This is a genomic window from Dietzia sp. oral taxon 368 (genome assembly GCF_002999155.1).
Classification (GTDB): domain Bacteria; phylum Actinomycetota; class Actinomycetes; order Mycobacteriales; family Mycobacteriaceae; genus Dietzia; species Dietzia cinnamea.
On the sequence record NZ_CP027238.1, the window covers coordinates 1,692,286 to 1,706,710 of the forward strand.

Consider the following 14,425-nt stretch of genomic DNA (forward strand, 5'->3'; position numbering starts at 1 on the left):
GGGCCATGAGCGAGACGACACCCGAGGACGACGGGGCCCTGTTCCCCGAGCCGGTCACCCCGGACGGCCGGCACGCGACCGCGTTCCGCCGCGCGTTCACCGCCGCCGAGGACTCGAACCTGCTCGGCGACGTGGACGCCGCCCTCATGTCGGTGGCGCTGGCCGGTGCTGCCGCCCTCGACCGGGCCGAGGCCATGCCACCCGGCAAGTCGGTGTACCCGGTCGCGCAGCTGCTCGGCCCCACCCGCGAGGTCCTGGAATCGCTCAAGCTCTCGCCCACCGTCCGTGACTCCCAGATCGATGACGAGCTGAAAGCCGCCCTCAATGCCCTCAACGAAACCACCGGCCCCGCCGATGCCGACCCCTCGGTACCTCACCCCGAGGACGCCGGGCACTAGGACGTACGGGCCGGCGATCAGCAAGACCGCCGAGCTGCTGGGAACGCCGTTCATGCCGTGGCAGAACGCCGCCGCCGACCTCATCGGCGAGGTGGACGCCGCCGGCCGACACACGTTCTCGCTGGTCGTCATCACCGTGCAGCGCCAGGCCGGCAAAACGACGCTGCTCGGCGCGAACAACATTCACCGGTGCCTGACCGGGCCCCGCCGCAAGGTGTGGCGAACCGCGCAGACCGGGCAGGACGCCCGTAAGAAGTGGATCGAGGTCGCCGACGCGGTGCGCGCCTCACCGCTCGCCCCCCTGGTCGAGGTCAAGCGCACCAACGGGTCCGAGGCGATCCTGTTCCGCAACCGCTCGGCGTTCCGCCCGTTCCCGCCGACCGAGGACGCGCTGCACGGCGAACAGTCCGATTGCGTGGACGTGGACGAGGCGTGGTCGTTCACCGAGTACGAAGGCGACTACCTCATGCAGGCGATCGAGCCGACGCAGGCGACCCGGCCCGGTGCGCAGACCATCATCGTGTCCACCATGGGCACCGCCGACTCGTCGTGGTTCCACAACCTCGTCTCGCGTGGCCGGGCCGGCGAACCGGGGATCGCCCTGATCGACTTCGGTATCCCCGACGACGCCGACCCGATGGACCTCGACCTCGTGGCCGCCGCCCACCCCGCGTTCGGGCACACCATCGACCTCGCCGCCCTCAAACGGGCACAGACCCGGCTGACCCCGGCACAGTTCGCCCGCGCCTACGGCAACCGGCAGACCGGCGCGGCCGAGCGCCTTATCACCACCGCGGCACTCGATGCCGCCGCCGTGACCGCCGAGTTCGACCGGTCCCGAGCCCCGATCGCGTTCGGTGCGGCCGTGGACCTCGACCGCACCGAGACCGCGATCGTCGCCGCCGCCGAGGTGGACGGGCTCCCGGTCATCGAGGTCATCGAGCGCCGCCCCGGCACCGCCTGGGCCCCCGGTCGACTGGTCGAGCTGGTCGGCCGCTGGTCCACGGTCGGCCTCGTCATCGACCCGACCGGGCCGTCCTCGACCCTGCACGACGCGACCCGCCGCGCCGGCATCGAGCCGCTGGCGTTCGCCGCCCGCGACCGCTCGACCGCCGACACCGACCTGCTCGACCGGTTCCAGCACCTCGACCCGGACGACGGCACGCCGGCCCCGCTGGTCCGGTTCGTGCGCTCGGCCGACTTCCTCGCCGCCGTGGACATCGTGACCATGCGCCGCCTCGGCGACTCGCTCGCGTTCTCCCGCCGGGGCTCGCCCGGCCCGATCGCTGTCCTCGAAGCCGCCTCGAACGCCTGCTACGCGCTGGCGCATCGACCGGCCGACCCCGTAGCCCCTGAAGTGAGGTTCGCATGATCGCCGTCGAAGTCACCGCCTGGTCGCGCCTGGTCACCTGCTCCGAGTGCCCGTCGTGGCGGCACCTGACCGGCACCCGCGCCGGCGCGTGGCGGGTGGCCGCCGAGCACCTGTCACGCACCCATGGCGACGTGCACGCCGCCACCAACGCCCGCCACGCTGCCGCCGAGGCCGAGCGCCGCGTCCTCGGCGGGCGTGCGAGGTCTACGGATAGTGACCGGCGTGGGATTCCTCGACACGATCCGAACCGCCGCCCGGCTGCCCGAGCTGCTGGCCGCGTCGTCGGCGACGCTGCCCCCGGTGCACCTGGCCTCACCGTGGGCCCCGTACCCGAACCACCTGCACCCGATTGTGGTGGGGGACGTGTTCGACCTGGCACACCAGACGATGACCCGCGACGCCGCGATGCGAGTCCCCACGGTGGCCCGCGCCCGCCGGCTCATCTGCACGACGATCCCGAGGTTCCCCCTCGTGGCGATCGGCAAGGACGGTAAGCCGCTCGAAGAGCAACCGCCGTTCCTGACCCGCTCGGACGGCACCCTCTCGGCGTACCACCGCGTCCTGTGGACAGTGGACGACCTCATGTTCCACGGCTGGTCGCTGTGGGCCGTCAAGCGGTACGCCGACACGGGCAAGGTCTCGGCCGCCGAGCGAATCCCGTTCCAATCCTGGTCATTCGGCGACGAGGGGACGATCCTCATTCACGGTAAGACCGTCGACCCGGCCGAGGTCGTGCTCATCCCCGGCCTGGACGAGGGACTACTCGCCTACGGCGCGGACACGATCCGGCACGCCGAACGGCTCATCAAGGCCGCGATCACCGCCGCCGAAACGCCCTCGCCCACGCTCGAACTGCACCAGACGACGCCGGCCCCGATGAGCGAGGAAGAGATCGACCGGCTCATTCAGCGGTGGGCCGACGCCCGCCGGGGCAAGAACGGCGGCGTGGCGTTCACCAACTCCGCGATCGAGGCCAAGGAACACGGCGCGGCCGACGAGCACCTACTCGTGGAAGGCCGCAACGCCGCCTCGGTCGACGTGGCCCGCGCCGTGGGCATCCCCGCCGCCATGGTCGACGCCACCGGCCCCCAGTCCTCGCTGACCTACCAGACCGTCGAGTCGCGCAACGCCGAGTTCGTGCACTACGGCCTCGCCCCGTTCATGGCCGCAATCTGTGGCCGCCTCGGCATGGACGACGTAGTGCCCGCCGGCGTCCGGGTCGAGTTCGACCTCGGCGACTATGCCAGCCCGCCCGGTGGCACGCCCACGGTGTCCAGCCCCGACGACCACCGCCCCGTGCCCGAGGCCGACCGCCCCGAGAACCGCACCCCACCCGAGCAAACCGTCCGGGTCAAGATCGACGGAGGCACCACCACATGAAGGACTGGCACACCCTAGAGCCCGACCTGTACAGGCTCATGAACAAGCACTACACGCCGGGCCGGCCGTCCTCGATCCGGTGCATCGTCAGGCACCACAACGCCGGCGTGAACCTCACCACCGGCGACGTGTGGAACATCTGGCAGTCGCGGCAGGCGTCCGCCCACTATCAGGTCGAGGTCAACGGCAGGATCGGCCAACTCGTCAACGATTGGGATACCGCGTGGCACGCCGCCTCGGCGTCCATGAACGCGCAGTCGATCGGGATCGAGCACGCCAACTCCGGCGGCCCGCCCGGCTGGCCGATCAGTGACGCGACGATCCGCGAGGGCGCCCGCCTCGCCGCCGCCCTGTGCAAGGCGTACGACCTCGGACGCCCCCACTACGGCACCAACATCCGCGACCACCGCGAGTTCACCTCGACCTCATGCCCGTACGCGCTCGCCCCCGGCGGCCCGTACCACCAACGGTGGATGGACGAGGCCGTCCAGTTCTACGACGAACTGACCACCGGACCCAAGCCGCCGGCCCCGCCGGCACCGACCTCGAAAGAGGACACGATGAACGCCGAACAGTCCCACCAGCTCGCCGACGTGACCGGTCAGCTCACCGGCTCGCCCACACCGGGCGAGTTCCCCGGCTGGCCGCAGCTCGGCAACCGAACCCCCGTCGACGCACTGGCCGTCATCGGCAAACACCTCGGCCTGCCGGGGTTCTACGACCCGAGGACCCGCAAGTGAGCACCGCCGCTGTGGTGCTGCTGCTGGCCGCCGGGTTCGTGGTCGGCGCGCTGTCCGTCGCCGTCGCCGTCGCCGTGTGGCTCGCCCGCGTCGTCCGGGCCGCCGGCCTCACCACGAAAGGGACCCCGAGTGCATGACTTCCCCGCTCCAAGTACCGGCCACCCCGCCGCCGGAAGAGCAACCCACGCAGGTACAGCGCCCATGGCGGGCCACCCTGCGCACCGTCTCGGCCGCCGTGTGGGGGCTCATCCCGCTGTGGCCGATGATCGTCCGCGAGACCGGCCTGTCGACCACGATCCCGTGGGTCGCCACGTCGCTGGCCATCACCGGGGCGATCACCCGGATCACGTCCACGCCGAGGTTCGAGGCGTGGCTCGCCGAGTGGCTGCCGTCGTTCTCGGCCGACCCGAGCGCCGGCGCGAAACACCGCCGGGGGTAGTCCTCGCCGACGCCGCCGACGAGGACACCGCGACCGTTGTTACCTCGCCCTCGGCGTCCGGCGTCGCCGCCTCGGCCGCCGCCCGGCAGATCACCGCCCTGGTCCTGCCCTACGGGGTGCCGGGCCGGCTCACCCAAGGCGCATACCGCGTCACCCCCGGATCGGTGGTCGTGCCCGACGACCTCAAGCGGGTCAAGCTGCTCAACCGCCACCGCAACGACCCGGCCGGCGCGACCTCGGTCGGTCACCTCGTCCACGCCGAACACACCGCCGCCGGGCTGGCGTGCACGTTCCAGCTCGGCACCTCACCCGAGGCGACGCAGGCCCTGGCCGACGCCGCCGACCACACCCGCGACGCCGTATCGGTCGAGCTGTCCGAGGTCATGTTCTCGGCCGACACGATCACCAGGGCTCGGCTCGACGCCGTGGCCCTGGTCGACGTGCCCGCGTTCGACGACGCCCGCGTGGTCACCGTGACCGCGCACCGCCGCGCCCCTGCCGCACCACCCACCCCCGCACGAAAGGCACCCACCATGGACCCCAAGGCCCTGTTCCAGATGCTCCGCGAGGCCGGCCTCACCGACGCCGACGCCCGCGCCCGCGTCGCCGAGGCGTACTCCCAGGCCGAGGCCGACGCCCTCGAAGCGGTCGACGTGCCCGGCGAGGGTGACCCCGCCGGCGACGGCGACGGCGACGGCGACGGCGATCCTGCCGGCGATGCCGGTAACGGCGGTAACGCCGGTAACGCCGGTAACGTTTCCGGTTCCCCGGCGGCTGCCGCGGTCTCGGCGTCGCGCCGGCCGGCCCGCGCGCCCCGCGGACTGACCCACATCGCGCAGCGGCCGACCGAACTGTCGTTCTCGGCGGTGATGGACACGCTTATCTCGGCCCGCCTCGGCGACCGATCCAACGCCGTGTTCGCCGCGCTGGCCGACATCACCCAGACCGCCACCATGGACACGCAGAACGCCAAGTGGCTCGGCGAGCTGTGGTCCGGCGGCGAGTACGAGCGCAACGTCGTCCCGCTGGTGACGAACACGCAGCTGACCAGCCCCACCGTCACGGGGTGGCGGTGGACCACCGAGCCGACGATCCAGCCCTACGCCGGCAACAAGACCGAGATTCCCACCGGCCCGGTCGGGTTCGAGAAGATCAGCACCGAGGCCAAGCGCCTCGCGTTCGGTAACGACATCGACCGGATTCACTGGGACTTCGGGCAGACCGAAATCATCGAGTCGTGGTTCCGCAAGCTCGCCGAGTCCTACGCCCGCGTCACTGACGAGATCGTCGCCGACTTCATCTCGACCAACGCCCGCGCCGTCACCGGGGCCGGCTCGACCGGCACCCCCGCGCCCGACATGCTCCGCGCCGCCGCGATCGGTGCCCGCCGGGTGAAGATCGACGCCCGCACCTCGGCGTCGTTCGTCCTGGTCAACCCCGAGGACATGCTCACCCTGCTCGACTTCTCCAAGCTCGACAGCCCCGAGTTCCTCGACGTGCTCGGCATCGCCCCGACCCGGTGGGTCTCGTCCGAGTTCGTGGACCCCGGAACCGTCCTGGTCGGCACGAAACAGGCCGTGCAGTACAGCGAACTCGGCTCGGTGCCCATCCGAGTCCTGGCCGAACACGTCAGCCACGGCGGCCGAGACGGGGCCGTGTTCGGCTACCACGCCGAGCTGCTGACCTCGAACAAGGGACTGGTCAAGGTCGCGTTCGGCTCCGCACCGGTGGGCGGCTGACCATGACCAGCCCGATCGTCTCGCCCGGCGGGGATGCCGACGTGCCCCCGCCGGGTGAGGCCACGGTCGAGGCCGTGCAAGCGTGGCTCGGCCCGATGGACGAGGACGCCGAGGTCCTGGCCGACACCGTGGCGGCCGTCAACTCGCTCATCGTGACGTGGCGCGGACCCCGGCCCGAGACCGGGTGGCCGGCGCACGTGGTGCGCGGGCTGAACATGCTCGCCGCCCGCCTCATCCGCCGCCGCAACTCCCCGGCCGGCGTCGAGGCCGCCGGCGAGCTGGGGCCGCTGTACGTCCAGCGCAACGACCCCGACGTGGCGATGCTGCTCGGCCTCGGCACCTACACCCGCCCGGCGGTGGGCTAATGGGCCACCTCGACGTGCTCGACCAGCTCGGCCGCCTGCTCACCGAGGCCGGCGTCCCGGCCGACGCCGACCCGCGCAACCTCCGGCCGCCGTGCGCGTGGCTGTCCCTGCGCACCCTCGACCCGAACATTCTCACCGGCGGCACCGTCCGGGTCGACGTGTTCCTCATCGCCCGAGACGCCGGCGTGGCCGCCGCCCACGCCGCCCTGTCCGACATGCTCACCCGCGCGTTGACCGTGGTCGACGCCGATGAGCCGATCGCCCTCGACCAATCGGTCACCCTCTCGTCCGGTGGGCCGCTCCCGGCCTACCGGCTCACCACCGACATCGAGTTCTGCGAGGAGTAGACACCATGCCCGCAACCTTCATCACCACCGGACCCGGCACCCTCAAGTTCGGCCCCACCGGCTCCGGTCAGATCGACGCCTCGTGCCAGGTCACGAGCATGTTGGTCGACTCGGACACCAACGCCGAGGACCCGATCCACGTCCTCTGCGGCGATACCGTGGCCGGGGAAGAGACCACCGCGTTCACCCTCAAGGCGACGTTCCTACAGGACGACCTCAAGACCGGCGGGCTCACCGCCTACACGTGGACCAACGCCGGCAAGACCGTCGACTTTGAGTTCGTCCCGAACACCGCGAACGCCGCCAAGGTCGCCGGCAAGGTCACCGTCCGCCCCATGCCGATCGGCGGCGAGGTCAAGAAGCGCAACACCCACGACATCGAGTGGGCGATCGTCGGCACCCCTACGCCCACCTGGTCCACCGCGTCGGCGGGCTGACGTGACCACCCCGGCCGGCGGCTCGCAGATCAAGGTCGAGGGAGGGGCCCGGCTCCGGCGCACGCTCCGGCAAGCCGGGGCCGACCTCGGCGACCTGACCGCCGCGCACTCGGCGACCGCCCGCATGGTCGCCGCCGCCGGCCGGGCCCGCGCCCCCAAGGTGTCCGGCCGCCTGGCCGACACCGTGCGCCCCTCCGGGACCAAGACCAAGGCCGTTGTCCGCGCCGGGTTCGCCCGCGTCCCGTACGCCGGCCCGATCCATTGGGGCTGGCCGGCCCGCAACATCTCCGCGCAACCGTTCCTGTCCGACGCCGCGACCTCGACCGAACCGGCGTGGCAACAGATCTACCTCGACGCCCTCGACCGCACCATCTCCCGAGTCGAAGGCGCATGACGAAAGGCACCACCCCGCCATGAGCAACTACATCAACCTCACCATCGAGGACGCGGCCGGCACGGCCAGCGAACACACCGTCGCCCCGCGCCCGTTCGACCAGTTCGGTTACCTCAAGTGGGCCGGCCCGGCCCTCGGCGTCGACTCGATCCAGGACGACCCTATGGCGTTCGCCCTGTACGGGGCGATCCGCGCGCTAAGGCGCACCGGCCATCTCGACACCGGCGAGGACATGGCCGCGCAGATGCAGCGCGTGGTGTCGATGGACTACACCGACGCCGACGCCGAGCCGGGGGCCGCCGTGGACCCTACGACGCCGGCACCGTAGAGCGCGTTCTCGCCGGCCTGGCGCTGGCGTGGGGGATGCCGCCTCACGAGCTGGCCGGCGCTACTGCTGCCGAGTTCTACGACTGGCGCATGGTCGCCACGATGCAGGACCTGATCGATGAACGCGCCGAGGCAATGAAGGAGGCCAGAAGTGGCTAAGACCGCGATCCTCAAGGTCGACATCATCTCGGACGCCCGCAAGGCCAACCAAGGGTTCGACCAGGCCGCGAGCAAGGTCTCGGCGTTCGAGCGAGGGCTCGCCGGCGCGAACCGGGCCGCGACCGTCGTCGGTGCCGGCATGATCGCCCTCGGCGTGCAGGCCGTGCGCGCCGCCTCGGACGCGCAGCAAGCCGCCGGTGCGGTCGAGTCCGTGTTCAAGGGCAACGCCCGTCAGGTGACCCGGTTCGCCGAGAACGCCGCGCAAGCGGTCGGGTTGTCCCAGTCGGCGTACTCTAACTTCGCCGCCCGCGTCGGGTCCCAGTTCAAGAACCTCGGCGTGCCCATGGATCAGCTCGCCGACAAGACCAACGACCTGATCGTCCGCGCCTCGGACCTGGCCGCCACGTTCGGCGGCACCACCGCCGATGCCGTCGACGCCCTCTCGGCCGCGTTCCGAGGCGAGTTCGACCCGATCGAGCGGTACGGCATCTCGATCCGCAAGAGCGACATCAACGCCCGGCTCGCCGCCAAGGGGCTCGACAAGCTCGAAGGGGCCGCCCTCAAGGCCGCCGAGGCGCAAGAAATCTCGGCCATGATCGCCGAGCAATCCGCCGACGCCCACGGGCAGTTCGCCCGCGAGGCCGACACCGCCGCCGGTCAACAGCAACGCCTCACCGCCGAGTGGGAGAACGCGAAAGCCGAACTCGGCGAGGCGCTGCTGCCGCTGCTGACCGACTTCGCCGAGTGGCTATCCAAGGCCGCCCGGTGGCTCGCCGACAACAAGGAAGCGGTCAAGAAATGGGCGGTCGCCCTGGGCACCGCCGTCGTGGCAATCAAGGGCATTTCGGCCGCGATCAAGACCTACAAGACCATCTCTGCCGGGGTCAAGACCCTCAAGGCCCTGTTCGGCCTGGGGCAGACCGCCGCCATGGCCGGGCAGGCCGCCGGCGTCGCCACCGCCCACGCCACCGCCGCCACCGCCACGAGCACCGCCTGGGCCACCGCCGGGACCGCCTCGACCACCGCCGTCGGAGCGTTCGCCGTCGCCGCCGGTATCGAGGCCCTGGTCATCTCGGCCGCGCTCATCGCCGCCGCCGTCGCCTCGGCCGCCGCCTGGGCCGAGCGCAGCGACGAAATGGCCGGCGACCTCGGCGAGCTGTCCACCACCGCCACCGCCACCGCCGACACCATCCGCGAGTCCTGGTCCGGCGTGTTCAGCGGTGCGGCGAACGCCCTCGGCTGGGCCGTGTGGAACGCCACCACCCTCGGCACCACCCTGTCCGGTCAGGTCGGCACGCTCGCCGAATGGGCCGCCGCCTGGGCCAGCGCCGGGGCCACCGCCACCAACGCCGCCTACGGGGTCGCCGTCGCTCTCGGCCTGGTCTCGATCGCCGGTGCCCCGGTGGTCGCCATGCTCAACAACGCCGCGATCGCCTCGCAGCTGTGGGCCGCCGTGTTCCTCGGTGTCACCGCCTCGATCGCCGGCGGGCTCGGCCTGGTCACCGCCCTCATCGGCGGGGTGATCGGCGCGGTACAGCGCGCCCTCGGCCCCACCGGGCAACTCGGCAACGTCGGCCGGCTCGCCGGCGCGGCAATCTCCGGGGCCATGTCCGCCGCGGCCGGCGTCATCAACGGGCTGGCCGGCGCTGCCTACCGGGTCATCGGCGCTCTACAGTCGGTCATCGCGTGGGCACGCTCGGCCGCCTCGGCGGTGGGCCGGGTGCGATTCTTCGACGGGGGACTGTCCGCCCGGTTCGGCGCGGTCCCGCCCGAGGTGACCGGCGTCGCCGCCGCCGGCGTCCGGTTCCTGCCGCCCGACACCGTGTTCGCCGCCGCGAACGCCGGCACCTACTTCCTGCCGCCCGACACCGTGTTCGCCGCCGCCGCCGAGGGCTGGCTCGGCGCGCTGTCCGGGTCGGCCGGCACGGCTACGAGGGTCGACGCCCGCACCTACATCACCATCGACGGGGCCCTCGATCCGCAGGCCGTCGCCGACCAGGTGCGCCGGGTGCTGTCCGACACCGACCGCTCGCGCGGGTCCCGCATGGCCGGCTCGCTGACCCGGACGGTGGGCGGCCGTGTTTAGACCTCACCCCGACATCCTGTTCGGTCAGACCGCCCTCTGCGCACCGCGCACCGTCGACGGGCTGCCCGTCCTCGCACACGACGAGGCAACCCTCATCGATCGCATGTCGATCACGTGGGGCCGCGAGGATCACTGGGACCAACCCGAACCGGCCACCATCCGGTTCACGTTCTTCGACCCAACGACCGACTGGGCCCTCAAGATCGGCACGAACAACGCGATCGGGCTCGGCGTGCACGTGTCGATCCGGCTCCCGGACGGGCACGGCATCGCCGAGGCCCCGACCGGGACGTACGTCATCTTCCAAGGATTCACCACGAAAGTAGAGGCCGAACGCCGGCGGGTGAACACCACCGCCGGCAAGCGCACGGGGTGGGTCGTCACCGTCACCGCCGGCGACCGGACCTCGGCGCTGGGCAACGTGCCGTTCACGTTCGAGAACTGGCCGCCCGAGCGCATGATCGACCGGGCGATACGGCTCCGCGACCGCGCGGCCGGTGTCGGAATCCGACAGTTCTACTTCGACGCCGACCACGTAAACGGCACCGTCTCGGCCCTAGAGGTGCGCGACCTCACCGGCCTGGACGTAGCGCAACAGCTCTACACCAGCTTCGGCCACCAGTGGACCTACCACCCGAACCGCAACGTCGTCATCCGAATCCCCGAGCACCGGTTCCCCGACTCCCCGCACCTGGTAGACACCGGCGACGGCACGGTCATCCCCCGGATGCCGGACCTCGCCGACTGGACCGGTGCCGAGGACCCGATCGACCGGGCCGTGCACGTGGGCACCGCCGTCGACGGGTGCACCGTCGAAAGCGACGCCCACCTGTCCACCGATCAGCTGTCCTACGTCACCCGCGTGGAATGCAAGTGGCAGAACCGCCACGACGCGAACCGCACGATCCTGACCTACCAGACCAAGCTGTTCGCCGTCGCCCCGTTCCGCACCCTCAAGTACGACTCGTGGTTTGACGACGGGATCACCGTCGACCCGGTGCTGCAACGCACCGCCGACAAGGCGTTCTACCAGGAATCGGGACCGCATCACCCGGCGATCACCTACCGGACGAAACCGTTCGGCGGGTTCACCGACGCCAAGCACGCCGTGTGGTTCCTCACCCCGGCCGAGCGGCGCGGGTATGCGTTCCTGTCCGGCTCGCCGTGGATCGCCGACCTCGGCGGCGTGCCCCCGATCGTCACCCCGTGCGGCGGCACGATCACCTACGCCGCCGGCGAGTGGACCGTCACCACCCGACTACTCCGCGGCCACCGCACCACCATCGGGACCGGCCTGACGTGGGCGGTGGTCGACGGCTCACTGACGTGGGACGCACCCGCCCCGGCCCGCCGGTTCGCCGATCCCGTCACGTGGGGCGACACGTGGTTCATCCGCGACCCCGCTATCCGCACCGCCTGAGAGGACCCCGACCGATGACCAGCTACACACCGCTCTACGGGCTGCCCTACCCCGACGCCTCGGACCCGATCCGCGACGGCGCGGCGACCATGCGCTCGCTCGCCGAGGCGCTCGAGAAGGCCATGCGCGAGCTGCCGGCCACCGGCCCGGTCCCGCCGCCGGTGACCGCGACGCTCACCCGCACCACGAACCAGACGATCCCGAGCGCCGTCGACACCGACCTACAGCTGACGACGACGCTGTACTCGCTCGCCCCCTCCGGCAAAACCTGGTCCGGCACCACCGGCGCGCTCACCGTGCCGGTCAAGGGCATCTACCGCGTCACCGGCAACGCGGTCTACAACGAGCCGACCCCGTTCAACACCGCCGGCGTGCTCTCCCGCACCCGCATCAGCACACGGACCAACCTCGCCGCCACGACCGGCCCCGGATCGAACAACGCCGGCCCCATCAACATCACGACCGAGGTCGCCCTCAACGCCGGCGACGTGCTCCGGTTCGCCGTCTACCAGGGGTCGGGCACGAACAAGACGATCGGCAACACGTGGTTCGGCGGCGAGTCCTGGCCTCGCCTCTCGGCAACCCTCATCGCCTACCAGTAACCCCACCCGAAAGGAACCACCATGGCAATCCGCACGAGAACTCTGACCGGCCCGGCAGAAACCGGCGCCTGGGGATGCGGGGCGACTGACCTCGGCATCCTCCGGGACCTCGGCAACGGCCGGGTCCTGGCCGTGTTCGGCGACACGTTCGACGGCGATCGGGTCGGCGTCGGCGCGTGGCGCTCCCCGGTCGGACTGCGAGGCACGATCGGCGGCGACGGCCTGCCCGTGTTCGACCAGGCCGCCGGCACCGATCCGAGGTGGGCCCGGCAGTTCTGGGACTACCCGCACGACAACCCGACGTTCTCGACCGTGCTGCCCTCCGACGTGGTGCGGCTGCCGGACGGGGCCCTGGTCCTGCACGTCATGGTCAACAAGGGGCTCGGCAACGTCGTGTGGACCGAGCTGTGGCGCTCCACCGACAACGGCACCACCTGGGGACACGCCGGGTTCACGATGGACGCCGGCTGGGACGGCGGTAAACGTCAGCTCTGGACGATGGAGTACAACCCGGCGGACGGCTACGTCTACGTCATGTCGACCGGGTTCCAGCGGGACAAGGGCATCATCCTGTGGCGCTCCCGCTGGGACCGCATGTGGCAACTCGGCGAGTGGCAACCGTGGACGTTCAAGAACGGCCGGTGGCAGTGGGGCCAGGTCGGCGACGTGCCCGGCGAGATCGTCGGCGGTAAGTGGGGCGAGCTGAACCTGCGCATCGTGGACGGCACCTGGTGCCTGACCGGGTTCGACGCCGCCGCCGGGCAGATCGTCACCCACGTGCTCCGCGGCGGGCCGACCTCCGACTTCCGATACATGCCCCGCGTGGTCCACGCGCAGAACGGGCCGTGGGAGGCCGATGGACTGCTCAACATCTGCGCACAACCCTATGGCGGGTACGTGGTGCCGGGATCGCGCCTCGGCGTCGACGGCGGGTTCAAGGTCGTGGTGTCCCAGTGGAACACCCACGCCTCGGCCGCCGGCCCCGAGGGGTGGCCGTACCGGTGCCTCGGCTACTCCGGTCGGGTCAACCGGTGACGCACTCGGCCACCTCACTGACCCGGCGATCGCCCGGTGACAGTGGCCCGGCAGGCCAGTCGGTGAACGACTGAGCGAGGTGGTCGACCGCTGAGACCATCCCGTCGCCGGCGAGGGAGTTCGTCCACCACACTCCGGTGGCGGGCTCCCCGCCGGCGACGAACTCGACGGCCACGAGGTGCCCCTCGTCAGTCGGGGTCGTCGCCGCCCGCCCGGTCGTCTCGATCGAGGGACTGTCCCCGCCGGCGATACTCGCCACCACCTCGGCGGGGACCTCGCCGCACGCGGGGCGATCCTCGCCCGCGCACCCGGCGAGACCGACGACCAGGACGACGGCGACGAGGACGCGACTCATGCCGCCGACCCTATCGCGTTCACCGTGGCCCGCAGCCGATCATCGGGCACCACGACATACCGCCGCGTCGTGGCGGGCGAGGCGTGCCCGAGTAGCTGCTGCACGGTGAACGTGTCCCGGTCCACGCCGTACGCCCGCGTGGCGAACCGGTGCCGCAGCTGGTGCATGGTGGTCTCGCCGGGCAACAGGTCGGCGACGATCTTCCCGACCCACCTCGGCGACAGGTGCCCGCCGGCCGCACCGGGGAACAGGAACCCGCGCTCGACGTGGCCGCGCAGCTCGGCCGCGAGCGAGGCAGACAACGGCACCAACCGGTCCCGGCCGCCCTTGCCGTGGACCCACAACGACCAGCCCTCAAGGTCCTCGACCAGATCGCGCGAGTGCACGGCGGCGACCTCGGCCCGTCGCAGGCCCGCCTCGGCCGCGAGCCGCAGCATGAGCCGGTGCGCCGGCTTGCGTGCCGCGAGCAACGCCCGCGCGTACTCGGATTCACCGGCGGGCCGGGGGCACGGCGGGGCCGGCCGCACAGTCGGTAGCGCCTCGGCCGGGTTCGTCTCGGTGCGCCCGGCCGCCACCGCCCACCGGTAGAACGCGAGCAACGACCCGCGCACCCCGCGCCTGGTCTCGGTTGCCCAATCCTGCCGGCCGCACCACGCCACCAGACGATCCCCGTCGACCTGCCACGGCGACCCGCCGAGCCCGCGCGCCACCCGGTGCAAGTGCGCGCGCCGCGTGGCCGCTGTCGTGGCCGGCGTCCCGCCGGCGCGTAGTGCGGTGAGGAAATCATCAACGGCTGCCACCCACGCGGCCGGGACTGGACGTGTGCTCAT

At 71.6% G+C, this 14,425-nt stretch carries 19 protein-coding genes; 17 read left to right on the forward strand and 2 right to left on the reverse strand.

All coding sequences use genetic code 11. The annotated features are described in order from the left end of the window. The first annotated feature begins 5 nt into the window (after nucleotides 1-5). The 17 genes from C3V38_RS07900 to C3V38_RS07970 all read left to right on the forward strand — a co-directional run bounded on the left by C3V38_RS07900 (nucleotide 6) and on the right by C3V38_RS07970 (nucleotide 13,240). Nucleotides 6-398, forward strand: a complete 393-nt coding sequence (locus C3V38_RS07900) for a hypothetical protein (RefSeq protein WP_174705766.1) — start codon at nucleotides 6-8, stop codon at nucleotides 396-398. Then, nucleotides 355-1,770, forward strand: coding sequence for a hypothetical protein (locus tag C3V38_RS07905; protein WP_106385475.1), 1,416 nt, complete (start codon nucleotides 355-357; stop codon nucleotides 1,768-1,770). Before C3V38_RS07900 ends, C3V38_RS07905 begins: the two co-directional genes overlap by 44 nt. 222 nt (nucleotides 1,771-1,992) lie before the next feature. Beyond that, nucleotides 1,993-3,150 carry a phage portal protein gene (locus C3V38_RS07910; protein ID WP_165001085.1) on the forward strand — a complete coding sequence of 386 codons (1,158 nt, stop codon included), beginning with the start codon at nucleotides 1,993-1,995 and terminating at the stop codon, nucleotides 3,148-3,150. Then, on the forward strand, nucleotides 3,147-3,890 hold the full coding sequence (locus C3V38_RS07915; RefSeq protein WP_106385477.1) for an N-acetylmuramoyl-L-alanine amidase: 744 nt from the start codon (nucleotides 3,147-3,149) through the stop codon (nucleotides 3,888-3,890). Before C3V38_RS07910 ends, C3V38_RS07915 begins: the two co-directional genes overlap by 4 nt. After that, nucleotides 3,887-4,027, forward strand: coding sequence for a hypothetical protein (locus tag C3V38_RS17595; protein ID WP_165001086.1), 141 nt, complete (start codon nucleotides 3,887-3,889; stop codon nucleotides 4,025-4,027). The genes C3V38_RS07915 and C3V38_RS17595 overlap by 4 nt, the downstream gene beginning before the upstream one ends. After that, nucleotides 4,024-4,329, forward strand: coding sequence for a hypothetical protein (locus C3V38_RS07920; RefSeq protein WP_129591176.1), 306 nt, complete (start codon nucleotides 4,024-4,026; stop codon nucleotides 4,327-4,329). Before C3V38_RS17595 ends, C3V38_RS07920 begins: the two co-directional genes overlap by 4 nt. After that, on the forward strand, nucleotides 4,260-6,068 hold the full coding sequence (locus C3V38_RS07925) for a hypothetical protein (RefSeq protein ID WP_129591177.1): 1,809 nt from the start codon (nucleotides 4,260-4,262) through the stop codon (nucleotides 6,066-6,068). The genes C3V38_RS07920 and C3V38_RS07925 overlap by 70 nt, the downstream gene beginning before the upstream one ends. 2 nt (nucleotides 6,069-6,070) lie before the next feature. Then, the gene (locus C3V38_RS07930) at nucleotides 6,071-6,433 is read left to right on the forward strand and encodes a hypothetical protein (RefSeq protein ID WP_106385480.1); all 363 of its coding nucleotides are present in this window, start codon (nucleotides 6,071-6,073) and stop codon (nucleotides 6,431-6,433) included. After that, nucleotides 6,433-6,780 (forward strand): hypothetical protein, encoded by a 348-nt coding sequence (locus C3V38_RS07935; protein WP_106385481.1) that lies wholly within the window; start codon nucleotides 6,433-6,435, stop codon nucleotides 6,778-6,780. Before C3V38_RS07930 ends, C3V38_RS07935 begins: the two co-directional genes overlap by 1 nt. A 5-nt stretch (nucleotides 6,781-6,785) precedes the next feature. Continuing rightward, complete coding sequence (locus tag C3V38_RS07940) at nucleotides 6,786-7,217, forward strand: hypothetical protein (RefSeq protein WP_106385482.1); 432 nt, start codon at nucleotides 6,786-6,788, stop codon at nucleotides 7,215-7,217. A 1-nt stretch (nucleotide 7,218) separates the two neighbouring features. Continuing rightward, a complete protein-coding gene (locus tag C3V38_RS07945) occupies nucleotides 7,219-7,611 on the forward strand; it encodes a hypothetical protein (RefSeq protein WP_106385483.1) in 393 nt (130 codons plus the stop codon). Nucleotides 7,612-7,630: 19 nt separating this feature from the next. Then, a complete protein-coding gene (locus tag C3V38_RS07950) occupies nucleotides 7,631-7,939 on the forward strand; it encodes a hypothetical protein (protein WP_106385484.1) in 309 nt (102 codons plus the stop codon). 35 nt (nucleotides 7,940-7,974) lie between these two features. Further along, the gene (locus C3V38_RS18190; RefSeq protein ID WP_256386836.1) at nucleotides 7,975-8,097 is read left to right on the forward strand and encodes a hypothetical protein; all 123 of its coding nucleotides are present in this window, start codon (nucleotides 7,975-7,977) and stop codon (nucleotides 8,095-8,097) included. Beyond that, nucleotides 8,090-10,183, forward strand: coding sequence for a phage tail tape measure protein (locus C3V38_RS18230; RefSeq protein WP_106385485.1), 2,094 nt, complete (start codon nucleotides 8,090-8,092; stop codon nucleotides 10,181-10,183). Before C3V38_RS18190 ends, C3V38_RS18230 begins: the two co-directional genes overlap by 8 nt. Then, the gene (locus C3V38_RS07960; RefSeq protein ID WP_106385486.1) at nucleotides 10,176-11,603 is read left to right on the forward strand and encodes a hypothetical protein; all 1,428 of its coding nucleotides are present in this window, start codon (nucleotides 10,176-10,178) and stop codon (nucleotides 11,601-11,603) included. The genes C3V38_RS18230 and C3V38_RS07960 overlap by 8 nt, the downstream gene beginning before the upstream one ends. Before the next feature lie 14 nt (nucleotides 11,604-11,617). Continuing rightward, nucleotides 11,618-12,205, forward strand: coding sequence for a hypothetical protein (locus C3V38_RS07965; RefSeq protein ID WP_106385487.1), 588 nt, complete (start codon nucleotides 11,618-11,620; stop codon nucleotides 12,203-12,205). Between the two features lie 21 nt (nucleotides 12,206-12,226). Then, the gene (locus tag C3V38_RS07970; RefSeq protein WP_106385488.1) at nucleotides 12,227-13,240 is read left to right on the forward strand and encodes a DUF4185 domain-containing protein; all 1,014 of its coding nucleotides are present in this window, start codon (nucleotides 12,227-12,229) and stop codon (nucleotides 13,238-13,240) included. Here C3V38_RS07970 and C3V38_RS07975 read toward each other — a convergent pair. Both C3V38_RS07975 and C3V38_RS07980 read right to left on the reverse strand, forming a co-directional pair. After that, nucleotides 13,230-13,595: a hypothetical protein gene (locus C3V38_RS07975; RefSeq protein ID WP_106385489.1), complete on the reverse strand. Its 366-nt coding sequence runs from the start codon at nucleotides 13,593-13,595 to the stop codon at nucleotides 13,230-13,232. The genes C3V38_RS07970 and C3V38_RS07975 overlap by 11 nt on opposite strands. After that, the gene (locus C3V38_RS07980; protein ID WP_106385490.1) at nucleotides 13,592-14,425 is read right to left on the reverse strand and encodes a tyrosine-type recombinase/integrase; all 834 of its coding nucleotides are present in this window, start codon (nucleotides 14,423-14,425) and stop codon (nucleotides 13,592-13,594) included. The genes C3V38_RS07975 and C3V38_RS07980 overlap by 4 nt, the downstream gene beginning before the upstream one ends.

Excerpts from the sequence above, each read along its gene's own strand:
- C3V38_RS07900 (WP_174705766.1), top strand. The coding sequence starts at position 6 with ATGAGCGAGACGACACCCGAGGACGACGGGGCCCTGTTCCCCGAGCCG.
- C3V38_RS07905 (WP_106385475.1), top strand. The coding sequence starts at position 355 with ATGCCGACCCCTCGGTACCTCACCCCGAGGACGCCGGGCACTAGGACG.
- C3V38_RS07915 (WP_106385477.1), top strand. The coding sequence starts at position 3,147 with ATGAAGGACTGGCACACCCTAGAGCCCGACCTGTACAGGCTCATGAAC.
- C3V38_RS07920 (WP_129591176.1), top strand. The coding sequence starts at position 4,024 with ATGACTTCCCCGCTCCAAGTACCGGCCACCCCGCCGCCGGAAGAGCAA.
- C3V38_RS07930 (WP_106385480.1), top strand. The coding sequence starts at position 6,071 with ATGACCAGCCCGATCGTCTCGCCCGGCGGGGATGCCGACGTGCCCCCG.
- C3V38_RS07935 (WP_106385481.1), top strand. The coding sequence starts at position 6,433 with ATGGGCCACCTCGACGTGCTCGACCAGCTCGGCCGCCTGCTCACCGAG.
- C3V38_RS07940 (WP_106385482.1), top strand. The coding sequence starts at position 6,786 with ATGCCCGCAACCTTCATCACCACCGGACCCGGCACCCTCAAGTTCGGC.
- C3V38_RS07950 (WP_106385484.1), top strand. The coding sequence starts at position 7,631 with ATGAGCAACTACATCAACCTCACCATCGAGGACGCGGCCGGCACGGCC.
- C3V38_RS18190 (WP_256386836.1), top strand. The coding sequence starts at position 7,975 with ATGCCGCCTCACGAGCTGGCCGGCGCTACTGCTGCCGAGTTCTACGAC.
- C3V38_RS07965 (WP_106385487.1), top strand. The coding sequence starts at position 11,618 with ATGACCAGCTACACACCGCTCTACGGGCTGCCCTACCCCGACGCCTCG.
- C3V38_RS07970 (WP_106385488.1), top strand. The coding sequence starts at position 12,227 with ATGGCAATCCGCACGAGAACTCTGACCGGCCCGGCAGAAACCGGCGCC.
- C3V38_RS07975 (WP_106385489.1), bottom strand. The coding sequence starts at position 13,595 with ATGAGTCGCGTCCTCGTCGCCGTCGTCCTGGTCGTCGGTCTCGCCGGG.
- C3V38_RS07980 (WP_106385490.1), bottom strand. The coding sequence starts at position 14,425 with ATGAGCACACGTCCAGTCCCGGCCGCGTGGGTGGCAGCCGTTGATGAT.